Origin of the sequence: Anabaena sp. CCY 9402-a (assembly GCF_963920945.1) — a bacterium.
GTDB classification, from domain to species: Bacteria; Cyanobacteriota; Cyanobacteriia; order Cyanobacteriales; family Nostocaceae; genus Trichormus; species Trichormus minutissimus.
This window is the reverse complement of record NZ_CAWUDL010000012.1, coordinates 13,018-33,657: the sequence shown is the minus strand read 5'-3', so window position 1 is coordinate 33,657 and position 20,640 is coordinate 13,018. Positions and strand designations below refer to the sequence as shown.

General features: G+C 41.8%; 18 protein-coding genes and 1 CRISPR repeat array. Of the genes, 13 read left to right on the top strand and 5 right to left on the bottom strand.

Translation table 11 applies throughout. The features are described 5' to 3' along the window. The first annotated feature begins 1,390 nt into the window (after positions 1–1,390). The 10 genes from ACM0OR_RS06470 (at position 1,391) to ACM0OR_RS06425 (ending at position 10,720) form a co-directional block, all read left to right on the top strand. Positions 1,391–2,002: a cupin domain-containing protein gene (locus tag ACM0OR_RS06470; protein WP_414575507.1), complete on the top strand. Its 612-nt coding sequence runs from the start codon at positions 1,391–1,393 to the stop codon at positions 2,000–2,002. 144 nt (positions 2,003–2,146) lie between these two features. Further along, on the top strand, positions 2,147–2,947 hold the full coding sequence (locus ACM0OR_RS06465) for a hypothetical protein (RefSeq protein ID WP_323264651.1): 801 nt from the start codon (positions 2,147–2,149) through the stop codon (positions 2,945–2,947). 266 nt (positions 2,948–3,213) lie between these two features. Then, a complete protein-coding gene (locus ACM0OR_RS06460) occupies positions 3,214–4,839 on the top strand; it encodes a GMC oxidoreductase (RefSeq protein WP_323264652.1) in 1,626 nt (541 codons plus the stop codon). Positions 4,840–4,878: 39 nt separating this feature from the next. Then, a complete protein-coding gene (locus ACM0OR_RS06455) occupies positions 4,879–6,024 on the top strand; it encodes an SMP-30/gluconolactonase/LRE family protein (RefSeq protein ID WP_414575506.1) in 1,146 nt (381 codons plus the stop codon). Between the two features lie 306 nt (positions 6,025–6,330). Further along, positions 6,331–6,666 (top strand): YciI family protein, encoded by a 336-nt coding sequence (locus tag ACM0OR_RS06450; RefSeq protein WP_414575505.1) that lies wholly within the window; start codon positions 6,331–6,333, stop codon positions 6,664–6,666. Between the two features lie 16 nt (positions 6,667–6,682). After that, entirely contained in the window at positions 6,683–7,300 is a 618-nt protein-coding gene (locus ACM0OR_RS06445; RefSeq protein ID WP_190700290.1) for a glutathione S-transferase family protein, read from the top strand. A 3-nt stretch (positions 7,301–7,303) separates the two neighbouring features. Next, positions 7,304–8,527 carry an RNA polymerase sigma factor gene (locus ACM0OR_RS06440; protein WP_414575504.1) on the top strand — a complete coding sequence of 408 codons (1,224 nt, stop codon included), beginning with the start codon at positions 7,304–7,306 and terminating at the stop codon, positions 8,525–8,527. Positions 8,528–8,558: 31 nt separating this feature from the next. After that, a complete protein-coding gene (locus ACM0OR_RS06435) occupies positions 8,559–9,323 on the top strand; it encodes an SDR family oxidoreductase (protein WP_414575502.1) in 765 nt (254 codons plus the stop codon). 43 nt (positions 9,324–9,366) lie between these two features. Then, complete coding sequence (locus ACM0OR_RS06430) at positions 9,367–9,882, top strand: DUF302 domain-containing protein (RefSeq protein WP_414575501.1); 516 nt, start codon at positions 9,367–9,369, stop codon at positions 9,880–9,882. 52 nt (positions 9,883–9,934) lie between these two features. Then, a complete protein-coding gene (locus tag ACM0OR_RS06425) occupies positions 9,935–10,720 on the top strand; it encodes a metal-dependent hydrolase (protein ID WP_414575500.1) in 786 nt (261 codons plus the stop codon). A gap of 541 nt (positions 10,721–11,261) precedes the next feature. Here the strand turns inward: ACM0OR_RS06425 and ACM0OR_RS06420 are convergent. Together ACM0OR_RS06420 and ACM0OR_RS06415 are read right to left on the bottom strand one after the other, a co-directional pair. Further along, positions 11,262–11,705, bottom strand: a complete 444-nt coding sequence (locus ACM0OR_RS06420) for a DUF2267 domain-containing protein (RefSeq protein WP_414575499.1) — start codon at positions 11,703–11,705, stop codon at positions 11,262–11,264. Positions 11,706–12,070: 365 nt separating this feature from the next. Next, on the bottom strand, positions 12,071–13,024 hold the full coding sequence (locus ACM0OR_RS06415; RefSeq protein WP_414575498.1) for an RsmB/NOP family class I SAM-dependent RNA methyltransferase: 954 nt from the start codon (positions 13,022–13,024) through the stop codon (positions 12,071–12,073). Positions 13,025–13,368: 344 nt separating this feature from the next. Here ACM0OR_RS06415 and ACM0OR_RS06410 point away from each other — a divergent pair, with 344 nt between their 5' ends. Then, a complete protein-coding gene (locus ACM0OR_RS06410; protein ID WP_414575497.1) occupies positions 13,369–14,832 on the top strand; it encodes a DUF2157 domain-containing protein in 1,464 nt (487 codons plus the stop codon). A 686-nt stretch (positions 14,833–15,518) separates the two neighbouring features. Further along, positions 15,519–16,238 carry a GDYXXLXY domain-containing protein gene (locus tag ACM0OR_RS06405; protein ID WP_323264661.1) on the top strand — a complete coding sequence of 240 codons (720 nt, stop codon included), beginning with the start codon at positions 15,519–15,521 and terminating at the stop codon, positions 16,236–16,238. On the opposite strand, the gene ACM0OR_RS06400 is transcribed toward ACM0OR_RS06405, so the two are convergent. The 3 genes from ACM0OR_RS06400 to cas1 all read right to left on the bottom strand — a co-directional run bounded on the left by ACM0OR_RS06400 (position 16,235) and on the right by cas1 (position 20,161). Then, positions 16,235–16,474, bottom strand: coding sequence for a hypothetical protein (locus tag ACM0OR_RS06400; RefSeq protein WP_414575496.1), 240 nt, complete (start codon positions 16,472–16,474; stop codon positions 16,235–16,237). The two genes, ACM0OR_RS06405 and ACM0OR_RS06400, sit on opposite strands and share 4 nt — an antisense overlap. 104 nt (positions 16,475–16,578) lie before the next feature. Next, a CRISPR array of direct repeats spans positions 16,579–18,371; the repeat unit is 37 nt; unit sequence GTTTCCGTCCCCTTGCGGGGAATTGGTCGTGTTTAAC. A gap of 333 nt (positions 18,372–18,704) precedes the next feature. Beyond that, the gene (cas2, locus tag ACM0OR_RS06395; protein WP_323266122.1) at positions 18,705–18,989 is read right to left on the bottom strand and encodes a CRISPR-associated endonuclease Cas2; all 285 of its coding nucleotides are present in this window, start codon (positions 18,987–18,989) and stop codon (positions 18,705–18,707) included. Positions 18,990–19,081: 92 nt separating this feature from the next. After that, positions 19,082–20,161, bottom strand: coding sequence for a CRISPR-associated endonuclease Cas1 (gene cas1, locus ACM0OR_RS06390; protein ID WP_414575495.1), 1,080 nt, complete (start codon positions 20,159–20,161; stop codon positions 19,082–19,084). A gap of 70 nt (positions 20,162–20,231) precedes the next feature. Between cas1 and csx18 the strand changes: the two genes are divergently transcribed. Next, on the top strand, positions 20,232–20,537 hold the full coding sequence (csx18, locus tag ACM0OR_RS06385; RefSeq protein ID WP_414575494.1) for a CRISPR-associated protein Csx18: 306 nt from the start codon (positions 20,232–20,234) through the stop codon (positions 20,535–20,537). Positions 20,538–20,640 lie beyond the last annotated feature (103 nt).

Here is a 20,640-nt window from a genome sequence, read left to right as displayed (position 1 = left end):
CATATCACTCTTCTGCTCACGCCAGTTCCCGATGGAAAAAATCCTTAAAACTACACTGGCTAGCTCAATTAAATCATCTAAATGTTCTTTTACAATTACCTAATTCTTTGGTAATCAGGCGAGGCTCGTTCTCTCCAGTCAAGAATAGCACCATTAAGAGATTTATGTATAGTAGCTAGATTTAAAGAAATGTAAATTCAGAAAAAAATAGATGTTTTCATTACTCAGTCTTGATCCCAGCATTTAAAACTAATTATTAAGCTGAGGTTGATTTATTCATGAAGATATATATCTAAAATAATTTTAGATGATGATTGCTGAAGGGATTGCTTCACGATGGTAAGTAAAGAGCCAATACTTAAGAAATATGGAACATTGCATTTGATCAGATTTCTTTAATCTTAACTGAAATTTAATCGAATAGATATGAATCATTAAACTCAATAAACTTTGATTTATAACTCATCTAGCATTAAATCTAGATACATCAATCTGTATCTGTATTCAATATCGAATGACTATAGCAACAAAATTAAAATTAATCTGAAATTTCGTCAAATAGTAAATTAATACTTAAGAAAGTAGACATAGTATTTGATATTTTTGCTAACTTAACTAAAATTTAATCCAACAAAAATCTATAATTAAACTCAATCGTCTTTGATTTTAGAGTCAGCTGAATTGAATCCAGATAAATCAATCCGTAACTGTATTGCAGAATCTACATATTTAGAATTAGAAAATCTGCAATTTGCAAAATCAACCTTGTTCAAAGTATTTAGCAAAATCATGCAATAGATTATGGCTGGAATTATTTTAATGAAAACTCTGACAAACTGCTGAACTAAGTTAAAAGCATAAGTAGGTAGATAAAAGTTTTCGTTGTTCAGATCAGTCCGAAGAAAACATTTTATGCTTGTAGCGTGCTGTTGATTGTGCCTACTTCCTGATGCGTCCAGAATTTTCCCTAAAATATCGAGTTACACTTTGCTAAGGTTTTTACCTGAAGACTTTGGTATTGATGTGATTATCTTTGAATAGTCTTCAATTAATTAACTCATATAGACCGTAAATTTTTATTAGGGACTAGAGAATTCTCTAAAAAAAGATTTTATGAGGATGAAAGTACTATTGCAAGTTATGAATTCCAAAGGTCATCACTTTAAAATCAACAAGCTATAAAACGAAAATAGGAGATTGTGAAATGAAATTATTGAGGGTTGGACTAATTAGCTCATTACTACTCGCTGTGGTGATGAGTTCTAGAGTAGAAGCATTTGAATTCCCCAAAGTGAAACCAGACTCAGATGCGTCCTCGTATCTGTTCTTACCGAACGGACCAATTACTTTTCTGAAAAGAGGTGAAACTACCGGAGGAAAGTATGCACTTATGGAAACTATTGTTCCACCAGGAGGTGCTGCACCACCACACATTCACCACGAAGAAGATGAGTGGTTATATGTCGCAGAAGGGAATATGCAGTTAGTAATAGGAGACAGCTTTTATCCTGATCCCAATCAGATTCCTGGAGTTAATGCTCCTAGAGATACGCTTTATGCTTTTGATGCCCCGGCTGGAACATTATTTTATGGCAGGAAGAACTACATTCACGGCATTAGAAATGTAGGAACGACAACAGGTAAAGTGCTTTTAGTTGCCACTCCTGCTGGGTTTGAGGACTTGATTGCAGAAGTTAGTGTATCTGTTCCAGACTTAGCAAATTTGCCACCATATGATCCTCAAACCATTTATAGATTTGCCGCCGCATCAGTCAATTATGGACTAGTTGGTAGTGCCTCTTTTGAGCAATTTGGAGACATCCTAGTAGACCATAATTTTCCCTTTCCAGACAATCATAGTGATAAGTTGTTAGCTTTGTTGGCTGACGATGTTACACGAGTTCCTGAGCCTACTTTGTTAGGGGGAATTTTAGTATTTGGTGCTACGGGTGCAGTTTGCATCCGCAAACGCAAATCCAAATTGGGCGACAAAGTAGCTTAGTTCAGCAAAAGTTTTGTCGCCGAAAGTTAGAGTCTCTTTCTTTAACTTTAATTTTTCCAGAAGCTCTATCAGATTTCTGCTGATGCGGCATTGTTCAGATCAAGTAAACCTCTTGCAAACATTACTTTCAAAGGAGAATTGAGCATGAAATTATTTGGAATTGGTGTAATTAGCTCTTTGCTATTGGCTTTAACTATCACCCCTAAAGTAGAAGCTTTTGAATTTCCAAAAATCACACCAGATCCGGATGCACCATCGTATTTGTTCTTTGATGGAGAGCCGTTCACCTTTGTTAAAAGGGGTGAAACTACTAACGGCCAATATACATTGAGAGAAACTATGGTTCCTCCAGGGAAAGGCGCATTTCCACACATACATCAAGACGATGACGAATGGTTATATGTTGAAGAAGGGGTTCTGCGAATTTTTCTCGGAGAAAATATTTATGATGACGTTAGCCTCATCCCTGGAGTCAATGCGCCAAAAGATATTCTGCACGCCTATGATGCACCGGCTGGAACATTGATTTATACCCCAAGATATCGCATTCACGGAGTTTTAAACCCCACTGATACAAACGCGAAATTGAAGGTTCTTTGGAATCCCCCTGGATTTGAGGAAATTTTCAAAGAACCAGGGCTTATCGAATTAACAGATTTGTCAAACGTGCCAACTCCTCCTCCTAACTACCCTCAGATATATGCTCAAGCTGCTGGTAGATATGGACTAATTTCTAGTACGGCTTACGATCAATTTGGAGAAATAGTATTTGATGACTTTATACTCCAACAAGACAATCGTGCCGATTATGTGTTGCAAATATTAGCTGAAGGCTCTAGACAAGTGCCTGAACCTTCTGTTGTATCGAGCTTGATAGTATTGGGTGCTACAGGTGCAATTTCCATCTGGAAACGCAAATCCAAATCAGTCCGTAAAGTAGGTTAATTTGACCAAGGTTGCATTGCTAAAGTTCTAACTTTAGCAATGCAACCATTTAAATTTTTAGGCTCTTGCGTTGGTTTTATGGTAGGGCATTAAAATAGCCATTTTATAGAAAGGCTCAAAAATTTAAAATCCAGTTATAGCAAAGAATATAAGCTCTGATTAGATTTTATTTATTATTCGACTCCATAAAAAGAACTGAAGAGCCGATTTTTAGCGTCAATAAAAATACTCTTGGCGCGTCAAAATATCACAAAGAAGAGATGTATATGCTAAACAATAAGTTTTATAGTCGCCGTCGTTTTCTCCAGAATACTGCCCTATTTTCTACTGCTTTAATGAGTTCATTAGTCACCGATCGCTGGGTGAATGCACAAGAAGAAACAGTAGAAGCTCTAGTTATTGGTAGCGGTTTTGGTGGTGCTGTAGCAGCTCTGCGTTTAGGGGAGGCGGGGATCAACACATTGATTCTAGAACGAGGTCGTCGTTGGCCGATCACATCTGCACAAAATACTTTTGCGACATACCGTAATCCTGATGGTCGAGCGGCTTGGCTAAGTCCCAAAACATTGATATTTGACGAAATTCCGATAGATGTCTATCCAGGGATTTTAGACCGTCAAGATGAAACAGGAATTTCTGTTTATTGTGGTGCGGGAGTTGGTGGTGGTTCTTTAGTCTATAACGGTGTAACCTACCAACCTCCAAGGGAGATATTCCATCGGGTCTTTCCTCAAGCAATTGACTATGATCAGATGGATAAAGTTTATTATCCCCGTGTTCGTGCTGTCATCAAACCAGCACCAATTCCGCAAGATATTTTGGCAACTAAATACTATTTATCTACTAGATTGTTTCTTCAGCAAGCTGCCAATGCTGGATTACCCAGTCAGTTACTAGATATTGCTGTAGATTGGGACGTTATTCGTCAGGAAATTAATGGGACTAAAATTCCTTCAGCTATTATTGGCGAAGACTGGTATGGAATGAATAGTGGGGCGAAAAAGAGTTTAGATCGTAATTATTTAGTACAGGCAGAGCAAACTGGTCATGTAGAGATTTTACCTCTGCATATCGCCACAGAGATATCTGAAGTTCCAGGACATGGCTATCGAGTTGTATGTAACCAGATTGATGAGTCTGGAGCAGTCATTGCCACGAAGACTATTGTCTGTAAATATCTATTTTTAGCGGCTGGTTCTATGGGAACTTCTCGGCTTTTAGTCAAAGCCAAAGCCACAGGTACACTACCTAGATTAAACAACTACATTGGTCTAGACTGGGGGACTAATGGAGATACTTTTTCTGTTCGTTCAGGTTTCCCATTACCTACAAACACTAGTCTAGGGGGGCCTGCCACTGCGGTTATTCAAGACTTTAATAATCCTTTTGGCCCAATATCTGTAGAATTGCTCTCGGTCTGGAATGCACCAGATGGCATCCTTGCATTTGTTGGTATAGGACTACCTTCTGTGAAGGGGAAATTTGATTACGATGCCATGAGAGGTTTAGTAAGGCTAACTTGGCCTGACACTAAAGTTGTGGGAGATCCGCAACTATTGAAAGCCACACAATTTGCTTACCGAGTAATTGACAGAAAAAATGCTCTGTCATTTGGCAAGACACAAACAAATACCACAATAGGTAGCTACTATCCCCATAAGACCAAGATTATGGGTGCAGTATCTGATACATTTCCGACTTTCCATCCTTTAGGGGGAGCAGTCTTAGGAAAAGCTTGTGATCTTTATGGTCGGGTCATGGGTTATCAAGGGTTGTATGTTGTTGATGGCGCACTGATGCCCGGATCTACAGGATGTACAAACCCCTCTTTGACGATCGCAGCTGTGGCAGAGCGTTGTCTAGAAAAAATTATTGCAGAAGATATTGTTTAACGGCTATTGAAATAACTTCAGATTGAAAAGGATAGTGTTGTGAGAATACATTACTGGGCTATTGGTTTGTTGTCTCTATTGACGATTAGTGTTCCAGAAGCAGCGCAGGCGGCGCGGTTGTTGGGGGACTCCCGCGTGTTTGCGGAACTTCCCTATGAGCCGGGTTTCCCTGAAGATATTGAAATATTAGGCGATCGCGTGTTTATTTCGGGCCCTGCCCAATCTAATCTGTTTGTTCAACCAAGTGTCCTAGAGTATAATTTAGACTCTGGTGCGTTTGTGCGAGAATATCAAATTATAGGTCAGAATCCGAACTTAGCGCAGGCGATCGCAGGTATTGTCTTCGATAAAAATAATCGGCTTTACGTGAGTGATATCCAACTTGGCATCGTCCGATTTGATGTCACTCAACCTAACCCAGTTCAAGAAATTTATGCCACCGCATTACCAGATATACCCATCTGCTCCAGTGTTTCTGCCGGAACTCCTTGCTCACCCAATGCAGTAGAATTGCCGCCATTAATTAATGATATTATCTTTGATGCCAAAGGTAATCTCTATATTTCTGATTCATTTCAGTCTACAATCTGGCGAGTTGCTCCTGGTGGCGGCAACCCAGAAATTTGGTATCAGGACAGCCGCTTTGATGGTTTTGGAGCGAACACACTGCGAGTTGACCCTACAGGCAAACAGCTCTATGTAGCGGCAACCTTAGACCCACTAGGTCAGGGATTCATCTACACTTTACCTCTGATTGATGCTCCCACTGCTACGGATATGTCAACTTTTTTCCAGTATGCAACTAATGAAGCTCCTGCGGGGCTGGAATTTGGTGCATCAGGTAATCTTTACGTAGTTCTGGGGAAAGGCAACCAGATTTCGGTTCTATCCCCCAATGGCACAGAAATCAATCGGTTTTCTGGCCCTGCAATCAGACCTAATGACCCCAGTAATCCTTTGCAGTGGAGGAATCCATCTAATATTACATTTAACAACAAAACCCGTTCACTGTTGGTAACTAACAATCCCATACCTACCATCTTTGACCCCCAGCCAGAATTTGCAGTCTACGATGTGTTTGTAGATGATGTTGCAGTTGGAGTTCCTGAACCGAGCAGTGTGTTAGGAACTATTTTGTTTTTGATATTAGGCTGGTGTTTTGGGACTCGGCAGAGGGAGTGGTGAGTGAGTGCTGAGTAGTGAGTTCTGAGTGCTGAGTGCTGAGTAGTAAGTGGTGAGTGGTGAGTGGTGAGTAGTGAGTTCTGAAAAAATTCTCCCTTGTCTCCCCTGCTCCCCCTGCTTCCCCTGCTTCCCCTGCTCCCTGCTCCCCTGCTTGCTGGTTTGTTCACGTAGGCATTGCGATTAGAAATAAAAAAAATTGGTTTTTAATCACGCAACTGTCGAAATGTCCTTTCTGCAAACGTCATAAATTTAGAAAGCATAAAATACTTCTGTGCTTCGCTCAAGTCGATTACAAATACACTAACCAACATGAAGTACGCAATTCTAGTTTACGAAACAGAGCAAGATTTTGCTAATCGCCCCACAGTCAAAGCAGCTTACAATGCTTACTCCCAAGCCTTAGTTGAAGCTGGGGTAATTGCAGGTGGTGCAGAATTACATCCATCGCATACTGGTACAACCATCCGTTTAAGAGATGGACAACGGAAAGTTCAGGATGGCCCTTACGCGGATACTAAAGAGCAACTCGGTGGTTTATTTATCATCGATGTACCAAATCTAGATGCAGCAATGGATTGGGCAGCACGTTGTCCAGCTGCGAGTCAATGCTGTGTTGAAGTTAGACCTTTAGTATCCACAAATTAGGAATAGGAAAATTGATATGAAGCTTTATTACTTTCCCCCCTCTCCCAATACCAGAAAAGCTCATGCTGTTGCGCTCCACCTGGAACTTCCCTTTGACCTCAGATTTGTTGATATCCAAAAAGGTGAGCAGCATACACCAGAATATCTCCAGTTAAATCCCACTGGACGGACTCCAGTATTGCAGGATGGAGACTTTGTGATTTGGGAATCAACTGCTATTATGCAATATCTAGCTAGCCAAGTCCCTAACACTCTCTGGCCTGATGATATCAAAAGCCGTGCAGAGATAGTGCGTTGGCAAAGCTGGCAGCTAGCCCATTGGGTTCAGGGGTGTCAGTCTTTACAATACGAGAATTTTGTCAAACAGTTGACACAACAAGGCGATCCCGATCCAGAAGTTGTGGAACGCGCCACCAAAATCTTCCACAAGGAAGCAGCCGTGTTAAATAACCATTTAGCCGATCGCGAGTTTCTGGTCAACAATACTCTTACATTAGCTGATTTTTCAGTAGCTAGTGATTTGACTTATGCAGTACCAGGCCGTTTCCCCCTAGAAAACTATCCTCATATTCAGGCTTGGTACGCTAGGATTGAGCAGTTACCTGCTTGGCAGAAAACCGCACCACAAGGCTAAAATATGCTGATAGATGCACGTCGAGCAGCAGAACTGGCAGCACGCAACTCCTATGGGCGTTTAGTTGCTTATCTAGCAGTGCGATCGCGGGATGTGGCGGCTGCGGAGGATGCGCTCGGCGATGCCTTCCTCGCTGCCTTAAAAACTTGGACAGAAAGCGGAGTTCCTAAAAATCCTGAAGCCTGGTTATTGGTAGCTGCACGGCATCGTCTGATTGATGACGCGCGGCGCACCCAAGTCAAAGATAAGGTAATCCATGCCCTGAAACTGACAGGAACGCAGACACAACTTCCACCTCCCCTAGAAGGAATTGCGTTTCCAGATGAACGGTTGAAACTGCTGTTTATCTGCGCTCACCCTGCCATTGATCCGGGCATCCATACGCCATTAATGTTGCAAACCGTACTCGGTCTAAATGCGGCTCAGATTGCCTCCGCTTTTCTGATTTCCCCTGCAACGATGAGCCAACGCCTTGTCCGTACCAAGGCGAAAATTCGAGATGCTGGTATTGCCTTTGAGTTACCAGAGGCGGGAGAGTTATCGAGCCGATTGGAAGCAGTGCTAGAAGCCATATACGCTGCTTATACCAATGGGTGGGACAACGTGACTGGGGGCGATCCTCGACATCAAGGACTGGCAGAAGAAGCAATCTGGCTGGCGCGTTTGTGTGTTCAACTGATGCCTAAAGAACCAGAAGCGCGGGGACTATTAGCACTGATGCTTCATTGTGAAGCCCGACGAGCATCGCGGCGGACAGCTAACGGTTCGTATGTGCCGTTATCGGAACAAGATACCACGCTGTGGTCACAGTCAATGATTGATGAAGCCGAACGTGAACTGGCGCAGGCCGCAACATTTAAGAAATTGGGACGCTTTCAACTTGAGGCGGCGATTCAATCAATCCATGCCCAACGTCTAGTAACTCACCGTATTAATTGGGAGGCTTTAGCACTCTTATATGAAGGATTAATTCAGTTTTCACCAACTCTAGGAGCGTTAGTTAGTCATGCCGCCGCGATCGCAGAAGCCAAAGGCTTAGAACAGGGCTTAACCCTTCTAGAAGCTATCCCTGCCGAAGCAGTCAGAAACTATCAGCCATATTGGGCAATTAAGGCTCACTTACTCAAGCATTTAGGACGGAAAGCTGATGCCCAAACGGCTTATGCTCGTGCTATCGGTCTTACAGAAGACTCTGCAATACGTGATTTTTTGATGGGTCAACAGTAAACCAAGGTAAGTTAAATCAAGCTAAATTTTTATGAAAATTAATAGCAACACAGTTTTGATTACTGGTGGAAGCTCAGGTATTGGATTAGCGATCGCCAAAGCTTTCTTAAACTTAAACAATCAAGTCATTATCTGTGGTCGTAATCAACAAAAGTTGGCACAAGCGAGTCAAACTTACCCGCAACTGCACACTTTTTTGTGTGATATTACTCAACCAGATCAGGTCAGCGAGATGTTCACCGCTATTAAATCTCAATTTGGGGAACTGAATGTACTGGTGAATAATGCCGGCATCATAAAATTTTATGACTTCATTCACGATGAAGATGCACTCAACAGTGGTGAGCAAGAGATTGCCACAAATTTGCTAGGGACTTTACGTGTCACCAAATCTGCATTGCCATTACTTTTAAATAGCAAGGAATCTGCTATTGTGACACTTTCATCCATAGTTGCCCTCGTACCATCTGCAAATATGGGCATTTATGCGGCGACAAAGGCAGCTCTACACTCATTCTCCCGTTCTTTGCGACAGCAGCTAGAGCAAACCACTGTCAAGGTGTTTGAAGTGATGCCTCCTTTTGTCGATACAGAAGCAATCGAGCAAATCAAAGCGGATAAAGTTTCGCCTGCGGAGGTGGCGGAGGCTTTAATCAAAGGTCTACGCACTAACAATTATGAGATTCGAGTTGGGCCTGCGAAAGCTCTTTACTTTGCACATCGGCTCTCACCCGCTAAGGCCGAAAATATACTTAAACAGCTTGTATCCAAAGCCTTTAAAGTTCAGATGACATAAATCTTCCAACTCAAAGATTGCATAAAAATTGCAGGAGAAACAGATGACAACTGTCCATTCCAGAACTAATGTTAATTTCATGGTAACGCGCGTTGTTGTGTGTTCTGAGAAGACATTTGATGCAGTGACAAGGGCAATTGAATCAATGGCTTCTCAAGCTGATAACCAACTTCTCAGACAGTTGAAAAGATTAGATACAAATAAATCTTTTGATCAGGTGAAAAGTGCAGTTGAGTCAATGCTGGGGAAAAGTGGACTGACAATTTTGGTAGATTTTGAGCTGGGTGGATTACTCACATCTCAATCTGGTAAGCGCAATAAATCCAAACTCTATATAATTGGCAACCCATTAATAGCTAACCAAATGTTTGAACAAGATCCGGCGGTTGGATTGTATGTTCCATTGCGTCTATTTGTGTATGAAGATTTTGATGGCAAGACTTATGTGACTTATGACAAGCCATCATCATTACTAGGTCAATTACAGAACGAAGAGATTTTGCAGGTGGCGCAAATGCTTGATCATAAGCTTGAAGATTTGGTAGCGATCGCTGTATAAAACCGACTTAATTAGTTTTATTTTCCAAAATATTCACGGAGCATAAATGATTATGTCTCAAATAACTGTAAGGCAAAAAAATTTTAATTTTTCTTCGCAGATTCAAAGGTACTGGTATGGTAACAGTGCTTTCAAAACACACTTTTTTAACAGCATTACACTGCTGTTTCCCGATGGCGAACAATTCATGCTGCGGACGATAAAAAGACAAATCAAGCAGATTGAAAATACCCAATTAAAACAGGAAGCTGCGGCGTTTGTTGGTCAGGAAGCACAACACGCTGTTCAGCATGAGAAATTTTGGCAGATCCTCTACCAACAAGGTTATACGTTTGACATCTATCTTCGCTGCTTACGGTTTATTCTTTTTAATGTTTGTGAAAAGCGATTGAGTATTAAATTTAAGCTAGCTATGATCGCCGGAGTAGAGCATTTTACAAATGTTATAGCTGAACTTACTTTGAAAGAAGAATTATTTGCAGATGCAGAACCTATAATGAAGGAACTTTTCGAGTGGCATTCTGCTGAAGAAATTGAGCATAAAACAGTCGCCTATGATGTTTTTCAAGATGTAACTCAGAGTTACCTAATTCGTATCTTAGGTATCATTATGGCTTATACCTTTGTTTTAGGTTTTGTTAACCTAGGATTACTTATCATGTTGCATCATGATAAAAAACTTTTGAATTTTAAGGTTTGGCAGGAAATGGTACAGTTCTTGTTCAGCGAAGAAAAAATTTTCTTCAAAGTATTCTCTCACTCAATAAAATATTTGAAAGTCAATTTTCATCCTTCAGAAAGAGATAACTTGTTTCTAATTGAAAGGGTGATTGGCTAATATAGCGGTTCTCAGTTGGGTGCAATTATAGTAACAGCAGTAGTAGTCTATCAAGTTAGTCCTGACGGTTCGTAGTAAGGACTTTAGTCCTGATTTTTCTAAGGACTAAAGTCCTTACTACAAACTTGCTTATCCCTCAATTCAAATTTGATGACCTAGTAGGTGAACTAGCCAATATAGCTCTTCTCGTTTGTATGCAATACACTTTGACCTCTTTCCAAATCTCTATCCTATAAGGAGAGCTAACTTTTCACGGTATCTGGAAAACCTCTCTCTAAATCTCTCTCCTGCGAGGAGAGAGACTTTGAAATCCTGGTTTGGAAGTTAGATTTTCCGTGGACTTTTCCACATGACGTGAAAACTCAGATAAGGAGAGAGGCTTTGAAGCTTACTCTTCTTGTAAGGAAAGGGTTGGGTTTAGGTCTATATTAGACTCAACTGCAAACCGCTATAATAAGCGGGAAATTTGCCGTTTTTATGTCAAGAAACGTTTCGGCAATGGTATTCGTATCTCAGTAGCCACCCCTACTAACCAAATCTCTTAAGCACGGACTTCTTCCGGCCAAAGTTCTCGTAACTGAGGAGGCATCATATTAATAACATCAGCAATTTCGCCTCTAGTCACTCTCTCAGCTAGGAGTTTGAAGACGGCACGCACTACCATCTCAGCATCAATATCGGGGTCAGAAGTGCGGAAGTAGTCACGGATATGTTGTAGAAATGCTTCCTTGGTTCTATCTTTAATGGGAGTTGCCCCAGGTCGCCAGTTTTCGTAGTAGAATCCCCCTAGTAAAATGGGCAACTGTGCGCCTAAATGAGCAGCTTCTTCTATTGTCAGGCGATCGCGCAAAGCGTGCAAGGTCGCCCGCAATCCCTGGAATACCTTGTGTTTGTTATCCCATCCCAATTTATTACATAAATCATTCACCCAAGGGATCGTATTCTGCAAGGTTGTATCAAAAATATCTAATCCTGTCATTGTCATACTTTTAGCCCCTATGTTTGACTATTTGTACTAACAGCAATAGTGAAAATAAAGCTTTACAGTTCTCTAGCCATCCTAAGAAAGTAATCAGTTAACTCTCCTCCAGCTAATGACGTGTGATGCTGGATTTCCTCGTATGTCTAAAGAATGAGTTACTGTGATGTCAATTTCTTAATCGAGTACAGAACTTACGCAAGTGTCACAATTGATGGTTGGTGCGTGACGCTATAAGTCTCATAACTACCTTCAAATACTTTCGCAGCGTCACACACCCTACGTACAAAATATGCCAGTTGCGTAAGCCCTAGAGTAGTATTGGCTGAGTTTTTGCAAATCAAAGAAGATGGCTAATTTAAACAAGGATTTCAAAGATTTTGGATAATACCTAAATCATTTAAAACTTCCATATCTAACTCTTGCTGTTCTCCTACATCAGTGTTTTGAAACAGCACAGTAAACGCCCCAGCACCTAATCTATCTTCAGGAAATAAACGGTAACAAGGAATGTTTGTTAGATGTGATTGATAATTTTCTAAGTGAGGCACTTTTACTGGCTGAAACTGCGGAAAACGTGATAAAAACCACTCACCAACCTGCTCATTCTCTTCTGGGGAATAGGTGCAAGTCATATAAGCTAAATAACCTTGTGGGGCAACTAATTGCGCGGAGTTAGCAATGATTCTTTTTTGACGATTGGCACTTTTATTAATAGCCGTTGGGTGAAAACATCCTGGTGCTTTTTCTCCTTTAGCTAATAGAGATTGTCCAGTACAAGGAGCATCAACTAATACTAAATCACAGGTTAGGGGGATATTTTCTGCAAAAATACTAGAATCTCGATTGACTACAATGCTAGGGCTAATATGGCAACGCTTTAAATTAGATATCAGCATTCCTAGACGTTTACCAATGACTTCATTACAAATAATTAAATTTGGTTGCAAAGCTTGCCAAGCAAATATGCTTTTACCCCCTGGTGCAGCACACATATCAAAAATTAACTGCACCGATTGAGGAATTGCTAATAAAATAGAAGCTGCAAATACAGAAGAAAAATCTAAACAATAAAAATATCCTTGATGATGTAAGGGGTGTTTACCTGGTTTTTCTCCTAACTCTAAACGATCTATAAACTGTGGTTGCCAATTCAATGGAGATTCTACTGAAAAAGGTAAGCTATCTGGCTTATTTTGACACCAAAGGATACAGGGATGAAAGGATTGAGGAGAAATTAATGACTCAAGAAATTTTTCTTGATTATCAGGGTTTTCGGACAAACGTCGGGCAAGTTTCAGTAATAAATTTGATGGTTTTTCCATTAGTCAAAGTGTTACAGAAGAACAATGCTTATCAGTGGTTTAGCCTCATACTTTAGAACATAATGACCATCATTCCAATTGGGAATGGGTGACAGGTGATAGGTGACAGGTGACAGGTGACAGGGGAGAGGGGAGAGTATTATCCTCAATACCCAATACCCAGTCCCTAATCCCCAATTCCCAACTTTTCAATTTTGGATTTGCAATTTTAGATTTTAGATTATTCAATCCAAAATCTAAAATCTAAAATTCCTAGTCCCCAATCCCCACTTAAAGACTATCTCTTTGCGTAAATCCTGGACGATTGATTGCCAAGCTGCCCAAACGCACTAGAGAGGGTCACGATGTTTGATAATTTTCAGAAGAGATTGCGGCGGGAAGCACAGATATGGCGTGATGAAGGAATCATTAGTTCTTCCCAATATCAACAAATTGCCGATCGCCATCAGTTTAAGAATTTAGAAGCAGCTGCACGCGATCGCTTTATGATGATTGCGATCGCTGGCGGTGGTCTTCTGTTGGTCTTGGGTGTAACCACCTTCGTCGCTGCTAACTGGTTTGCCTGGTCAAGAGATGTCAAATTTATCATGATGATGAGTTTGTTTATCTTCGTTAGCATCACAGGTTTTTACACTTGGCAAGAACCAGCTTCAGGCAAAAGTGAAGGGAAAAGTGAAGGGAAAAAACAACGCCGCAGCAATCGCATTTTAGGAGAAGCACTGTTAATCTTAGCGGCTTTAATCCTCGGTGTGAACATCATGCTGATGGCGCAGATTTTTAATATCACTGGTTCGATGACACAACTATTTCTCGCCTGGGGATTTGGTGTCTCTTTCATGGCTTATAGTCTTTCCCTCAATTCTCTAGGGATTCTAGCCATTATCCTTGTGCAGATTGGTTATTGGTCTGGATTAGGCGATTTATGGAATTCTTCATTGTCGGCTGACTGGAATTGGGCTAGGTTAGCAGTCCGACATATGCCTTTAATCTCATGGCTATTGTTCGTACCCTTAGCCTACTCCTGTCGTTCCCGGTGGATTTTCTTCTTCGCCGCTTTCTTTTTTGTCAGTTCCCTACAATTCAATCTTAACCCCCTACCATTACAGAATTTCTCTAATATGGCCCCTTGGGTAGCATCCTTTGCCTTAGCACTGCCACCTGCATTATTCTGGAGTTATGACGACCTACTGTTTCCCTCAATCAATTACAGGTTATTTCAACCCCTAGCCCGGAATTTGTCTTTAATTGCCTTTGGTTTAGTCTTTTATGCTCTTTCTTTTCGATGGACATGGCAAGGACTTGCTTTTAATTCCTTTACATCAAGAAACAACGGTTTAATGTCTCTCCCAATCATCGATTTGGGGATTCTCAGTGGTCTAGCCGTATTGCAATGGCTATTTCTCTTACGCCAAACAAATAACCCACCCCGGCGGGAAGTGGTGTTTAATACTGGTCTGATTGCTACTTTTCTAGGTTTTATAGTAGTAGTACCTTTTTTGCATCAAGCTGTTAATCGCATTGGCGACCTAGGTAGTTTCATTTTCAGTGTGCTGTTGGTGGTACTTTCTTGGGGATTCATTCAAGAGGGATTAAAACTCAACAATAGACGCTCATTTTGGGGCGGGATGCTATTGTTAACCCTATTAGTTATTAGTCGAATGCTAGAATATAACACCGATTTACTGTTTAGATCGATGGTTTTTGTCATGTGCGGTTCGATATTAATTAGCACAGGATTGTGGTTTGAACGTCGTGTTACTGGTGGATCTAGTTCATCTAGTTCATCAGGGAATAAGAGTAAAAATTAGTGCTGTTAGCGGTAGCGCGGCGTTTAGCCGGTAGTGAGTGCTGAGTGGGTAGGCTTAATTAAATGTAAGACCTCTCCCCTGCGAGGGGCTTTCAATCTCCCCTTCCCTACAAGGGAAGGGGTTGGGGGTTAGGTCTAACTTATGTTTAATTAAGCCATTCTACTTAATAACTCAAGTCTTCTATAGCGTTTTTCCGTTGACTGCGAGAAGAACCCCATCCTTAACCCCCCTAAGATGATGTTTGAAAAATCCTTAGTGATGTATCAAATCCATTCAGATCCCCCTAAATCCCCCTTAAAAAGGGGGACTTTGAATCTATTCCCCCCTTTTTTAAGGGGGGTTAGGGGGGATCAAACCACATTTTGTACCCAGCACAAAGATGTGTATACACCGTAGCTTTTTAAGGGGGGTTAGGGGGGATCAAAACGATGTGGAATAAGGTTATCAGACTTGTGTGTACACAGTAACTCCCCTACTTTAATTGTTCCCCCTTCCCTACTAGGGAAGGGGGTTAGGGGGTTAGGTTTCCCGTTACCTTTTCCACACAACCTGAAAAGTCAGTTTAGCTATTAGCCTAATTTATTTCTTGGCTGGATTAAAAGCTGGTGCAGGAATATCCCCAATCTCCAATCTGCGTAAGTCCTGTTTTAATTTCCCCACAACCCATTATTTTTAGGACTACGGCCATGTCTGATAAATCCTCTGAATCTAGCAAAAGTAAAACTTTGTCTCCGGAAGCGGAGTTCTCGAAAAAGCTGACTTTTAAAGATTACCTGACTGCGACGGAACAAAAATATAACCAGCCCTTACCTTTTTGGCGGTTATTAGTTCCCTTGATGCTGCAAACTGGCATCATTTTGGCAGTCCCTACCCAAGCTGCATATACTAACCTCACAGGTAAGGAGGTGATTTTGCAGACTGTGACTTCATCCCCCGAAAGTGTATTGCAAGGTTATACTCTCAATCTTGATTACAACATAGCTCGGCTCTCTAATTTGAGAAGATTATCTGGCTGGAATGATGTTGTCAGAAGTAATCGCGGGAGGAACGGACAATTACTTTCAGGAACTAATTTATATGTGATTTTGCGAGAACAACAATCATTTAATCGTGGTGTACCTAGGGCTTGGCGACCTGTGCGTGTAACTAGTACCTTGCCTATGTCCCTCCCTAACAATCAAGTAGCCCTCAGAGGTGTGTATGAGAATGGTTTTGTTAACTACGGTGTAGAAACATTCAATATCGCTGATGAACAACGCCAATTAATTAGTGAGGATATCCGCCGTTCTGTTAGTCAAAATAGAACTAGACGGCTACGACCAATCACTGTCAAAGTTAAAGTAGACCCCCAAGGTAACGCTGTACCGGTTAGTCTGTGGGTGCGCGATCGCAATTACACTTTCTAGTCTTCATGGCTTACATTCCAGGCTACACCACAAGCTGCCCCTGCTCCAGCTAACAATCCTGTACTCATGCCTGATATAGTTTTTTGCATGGGACTTTGAATTAAGCAATCGCTTGTAACCTGTTCGGCTTGCAAGCACAAATTGCTTTCAGCCCAACTGGTAGTCCCCCCTAAAATTACACCAGCTACACTACAGGAAGCTACAAGCAACAACAGTCTTTTAGTTTTTCTATCCATAGATGGATGCGTCAATGTTGAAAGATGGTGATCATTCCTCAACTACTCTACACATCTATGCTAATTCTGTCAGCTGATTTTAGTCCTCAGATCCCGTTGGTGTTGTTTCCGTCCCCTTGCGGGGAATTGGTCGTGTTTAACGTTAACTCTTCTATTAGCACTAGGGTTAATAGGGTACTGGAATCATGGTTTCCGTCCCCTTGCGGGGAATTGGTCGTGTTTAACTTTTATTAGTAGGATTTCTTAAGTCTATACATATAAAGTTTCCGTCCCCTTGCGGGGAATTGGTCGTGTTTAACAAAAGGAGATTCTATTTGTTCATCTTCTGTTACATTATTAAGTGTTTCCGTCCCCTTGCGGGGAATTGGTCGTGTTTAACAAAAATCATTAGAACAGTTAGTTAAATCACTAACTAAAAGTTTCCGTCCCCTTGCGGGGAATTGGTCGTGTTTAACAGTGACTTCTATTATTGCATATTCAAAAACAACAACAGTTTCCGTCCCCTTGCGGGGAATTGGTCGTGTTTAACCCTAGTAGAGAAGGGTATTGACCCGACCACTGACCGGTTTCCGTCCCCTTGCGGGGAATTGGTCGTGTTTAACTTGGCTACTTCGGTACGCGGTACGATACTCAGGGGCGTTTCCGTCCCCTTGCGGGGAATTGGTCGTGTTTAACGCTGGGTGGCAATTCCTTGCTTCCTACAACGGAGGCAAGTACGTTTCCGTCCCCTTGCGGGGAATTGGTCGTGTTTAACGGAAGCTATGCTGACAGGGGCTAATGGTATTACTCCTTTTGTTTCCGTCCCCTTGCGGGGAATTGGTCGTGTTTAACCCACTGAGGAAGCAAAAGAGGGATTGAAAAGCCTAGCTGGTTTCCGTCCCCTTGCGGGGAATTGGTCGTGTTTAACGGGTGTTCGCGCACTTCTAATTACTACTAATAATCAAATGTTTCCGTCCCCTTGCGGGGAATTGGTCGTGTTTAACTCAACATAGGCTATGAGGCAAGTCCGCCAAAAGACCTACAGTTTCCGTCCCCTTGCGGGGAATTGGTCGTGTTTAACGATATCGTATTTAGAACTGACAAGAAAGTTTACATTAAGTTTCCGTCCCCTTGCGGGGAATTGGTCGTGTTTAACTTAATTGATTAGTTCACTATGGGATTCCTACATATTGACCGATGTCGTTTCCGTCCCCTTGCGGGGAATTGGTCGTGTTTAACGCTGAATGTGTATCCACTCCTGAAATAATGCAGGGTAGGTTTCCGTCCCCTTGCGGGGAATTGGTCGTGTTTAACCCCCCTTAATTATCCCTATGGCCCTGAATAAGCTATCGTTGGTTTCCGTCCCCTTGCGGGGAATTGGTCGTGTTTAACCTAACTATTATGCCCGAAGGGAAGTAAATTTCCCTGTGTGTTTCCGTCCCCTTGCGGGGAATTGGTCGTGTTTAACGCAATGTTTAGGGACTCTGCCCACTTCATTAGTTGTTTCCGTCCCCTTGCGGGGAATTGGTCGTGTTTAACGGAAGCGTTGTCCGAAATCATTAAAAAGTATGCAGAATCGTTTCCGTCCCCTTGCGGGGAATTGGTCGTGTTTAACTACGGGATAGTTTTTTATTTTAGAATAAAACCTAAACGTTTCCGTCCCCTTGCGGGGAATTGGTCGTGTTTAACAAATCAACCTCTTTTGCTTCAGGATCATCTTCTAGTAACGTTTCCGTCCCCTTGCGGGGAATTGGTCGTGTTTAACCATAGATAGATTGTGACAATGTTTTGTAAAGTTATCATGTTTCCGTCCCCTTGCGGGGAATTGGTCGTGTTTAACTTTTGCATACCCCCCGTTGACCGCGATCGCCAACAGTCTAAGTTTCCGTCCCCTTGCGGGGAATTGGTCGTGTTTAACCCTACCCTTTGGAAACTATTGATATATTTAGTTTTCAAGGTTCAGTTGCGCCGAGCTACGGATAAGACAAAGTAACTTCAAGCATCAGTAGTAAAATTGAAAAGCTATTTTCATTAAAATTTAGCTTTACAGATAATTTAACCAAAAAATCGCCAGCAGTCAAGGCAAAAAACCAAACTTTTCTTTTATTAACACAACTTTACTCTTACATACTCCTGATAAATCGCCGCGACAAACTTGCGGGTAACTTTACATTCCGTTACAAACCGCTAATCACTAGCAAAATCATCAACTTCAGCCTGCAAATCCCCACCAAAGACTAGACATCAAGCTTCACAAAATTAAATAATCTGGCGGTTCGTAAGGAGGCTGACTCCCATAAACTCGCGTTTGCTGTTTTGCAGTTGCATCTAGGGGATAAATCCTCAAACTATCCTCATTCAACTTCAAAGTAGGTAGCCAACGCTTCTCCAGTAGAGAGTTAATAGTTGACTCATCCAAAGGACACTCAAACACCGAATACTGTACCCGTTGACAGCGTTGTTCTAACAACTTCGCCAACTTAGTCCGCCGCTTGTCGTCGGGTATGTCATAACACACTAAATAAAGTTTTGGCATTAATTGAGTTTTCCCCAGAATTAATCTCATGTTCGTAGTCAGGACTTTAGTGCAGTTGCAAGAAAGGACTAAAGTCCTGACTACAAACCAAGTCATTTAATCACAAACGCCTCATAGTCTAAACTCGACTGTAATAAACAGCGTCCTAAACTGCGGCATTGTTCTAGTAAAATTTGACTCAAGCTTAACTGACGATTTTGCGGCGGGTAAAGCATGGTAGTGCGAAATCTTCTCTCCAACTCACCCAGTAATAACTTTTTCGCCATAGTTCCCAACCAAATCCCTACCCCGTCAGGAGAGGGTAGAAAATCATCAGGTGTCAATAAATCCGCCTGAATCAGAGAAATCACCGCTTGGTCTACCACCACCGGTCTAAATTCCTCCATCAAATCCAACACCAAATTCGGGCGATAAGGTTCAATTGCGTGAAAAAATCCCAGATATGGGTCAAGTCCCGCCTGAACACAAGCCGCAAACACCCGCGCCAACAATACCCCATACCCCCAACTCAGCAACGCATTCACCGGGTCTAATGGTGGACGGCGATTGCGTCCGTTAAAATTCCACTGGCTAGGAAACCAATGCTTAAGTGCTTGATAATAAGTACGAGCGCAAATTCCTTCTACTCCCATCAGTTCATTCCGATTCAGGGGAGTTGTAGTCTTATTTAACTGGGAAGCATAGACACTGATTAAATCTATCGCCTCCGTTAATTCGCTAATTTGTCCATTAGTAGCACGGTTACGCCGTTGTAGCAGCACCCGTTGGTTACGAACTTTACCGATGACTAACTTTTGTGCTAACGCCATCCCGAAAGTAGTTTCCACAGTCCGGTATTGCGCTAGGCGAATAGTCGGGTTAGTCGCAAACTGTCCTTGAAGACGACCGCGAAATTGTCCATCTTGACGCAAAAAAATCGTCTCAATACCCCGGTCAAGTAACCGAGAAATCACTACATCCGTTAACTGTACGCCGGGTAGAACTATAACTAGAGTCAATTCCGCCAAGCGACACTTTGTAGATTGTTGCTGTTTCACAATGATTAAGGATTCATTGCGATCGCGCACAATAGTTCCTGGTTCAGTTAAATATAAGGTGGTCATGTGTAATTCGTAGTTAGGAGTGGGGAATTGGGGTAACAATTTTCCCTTGTCTCTCTTATTTTCCACCATGCTGGAAGACCCCTCTTCCAAGGGGGTGTACAATGGGGTCATCCTAAATTAACGAGACGGGGTAAAGATTGTGTCTACATCTGTAGCGAAGAAATTGATACGCTATCGTAGCTGGATTGTGGCGGTAGTAAATGCAGCAACGACTTGGGTAATTTTAATTATTGCGCCTCTAGGTTTGTTCGCGGTGATTAGTTGTACTGTCGCGGTATTTTTAGGTAGTTTACTAGTGGGTGAGATTTGCGACAGGCTTTTATTCCAACTTTTGCGTAACCTCCAGCGCGATGTCATGGAAGCCAGGCGCGAGACAGATAACCTTGATGTGGGACTTTATAGTTATCTTGACTTATCCACACAACAAGAGGAAAAACGTAAATAAAACTATCAGGTTTGTGCTTAAGCAAACAGCAGAACCATCAAAATTTGTAATATCAGATGCCATTGATGAAATTACCTGCTAATAATATCTAAGGTCAGGTTAA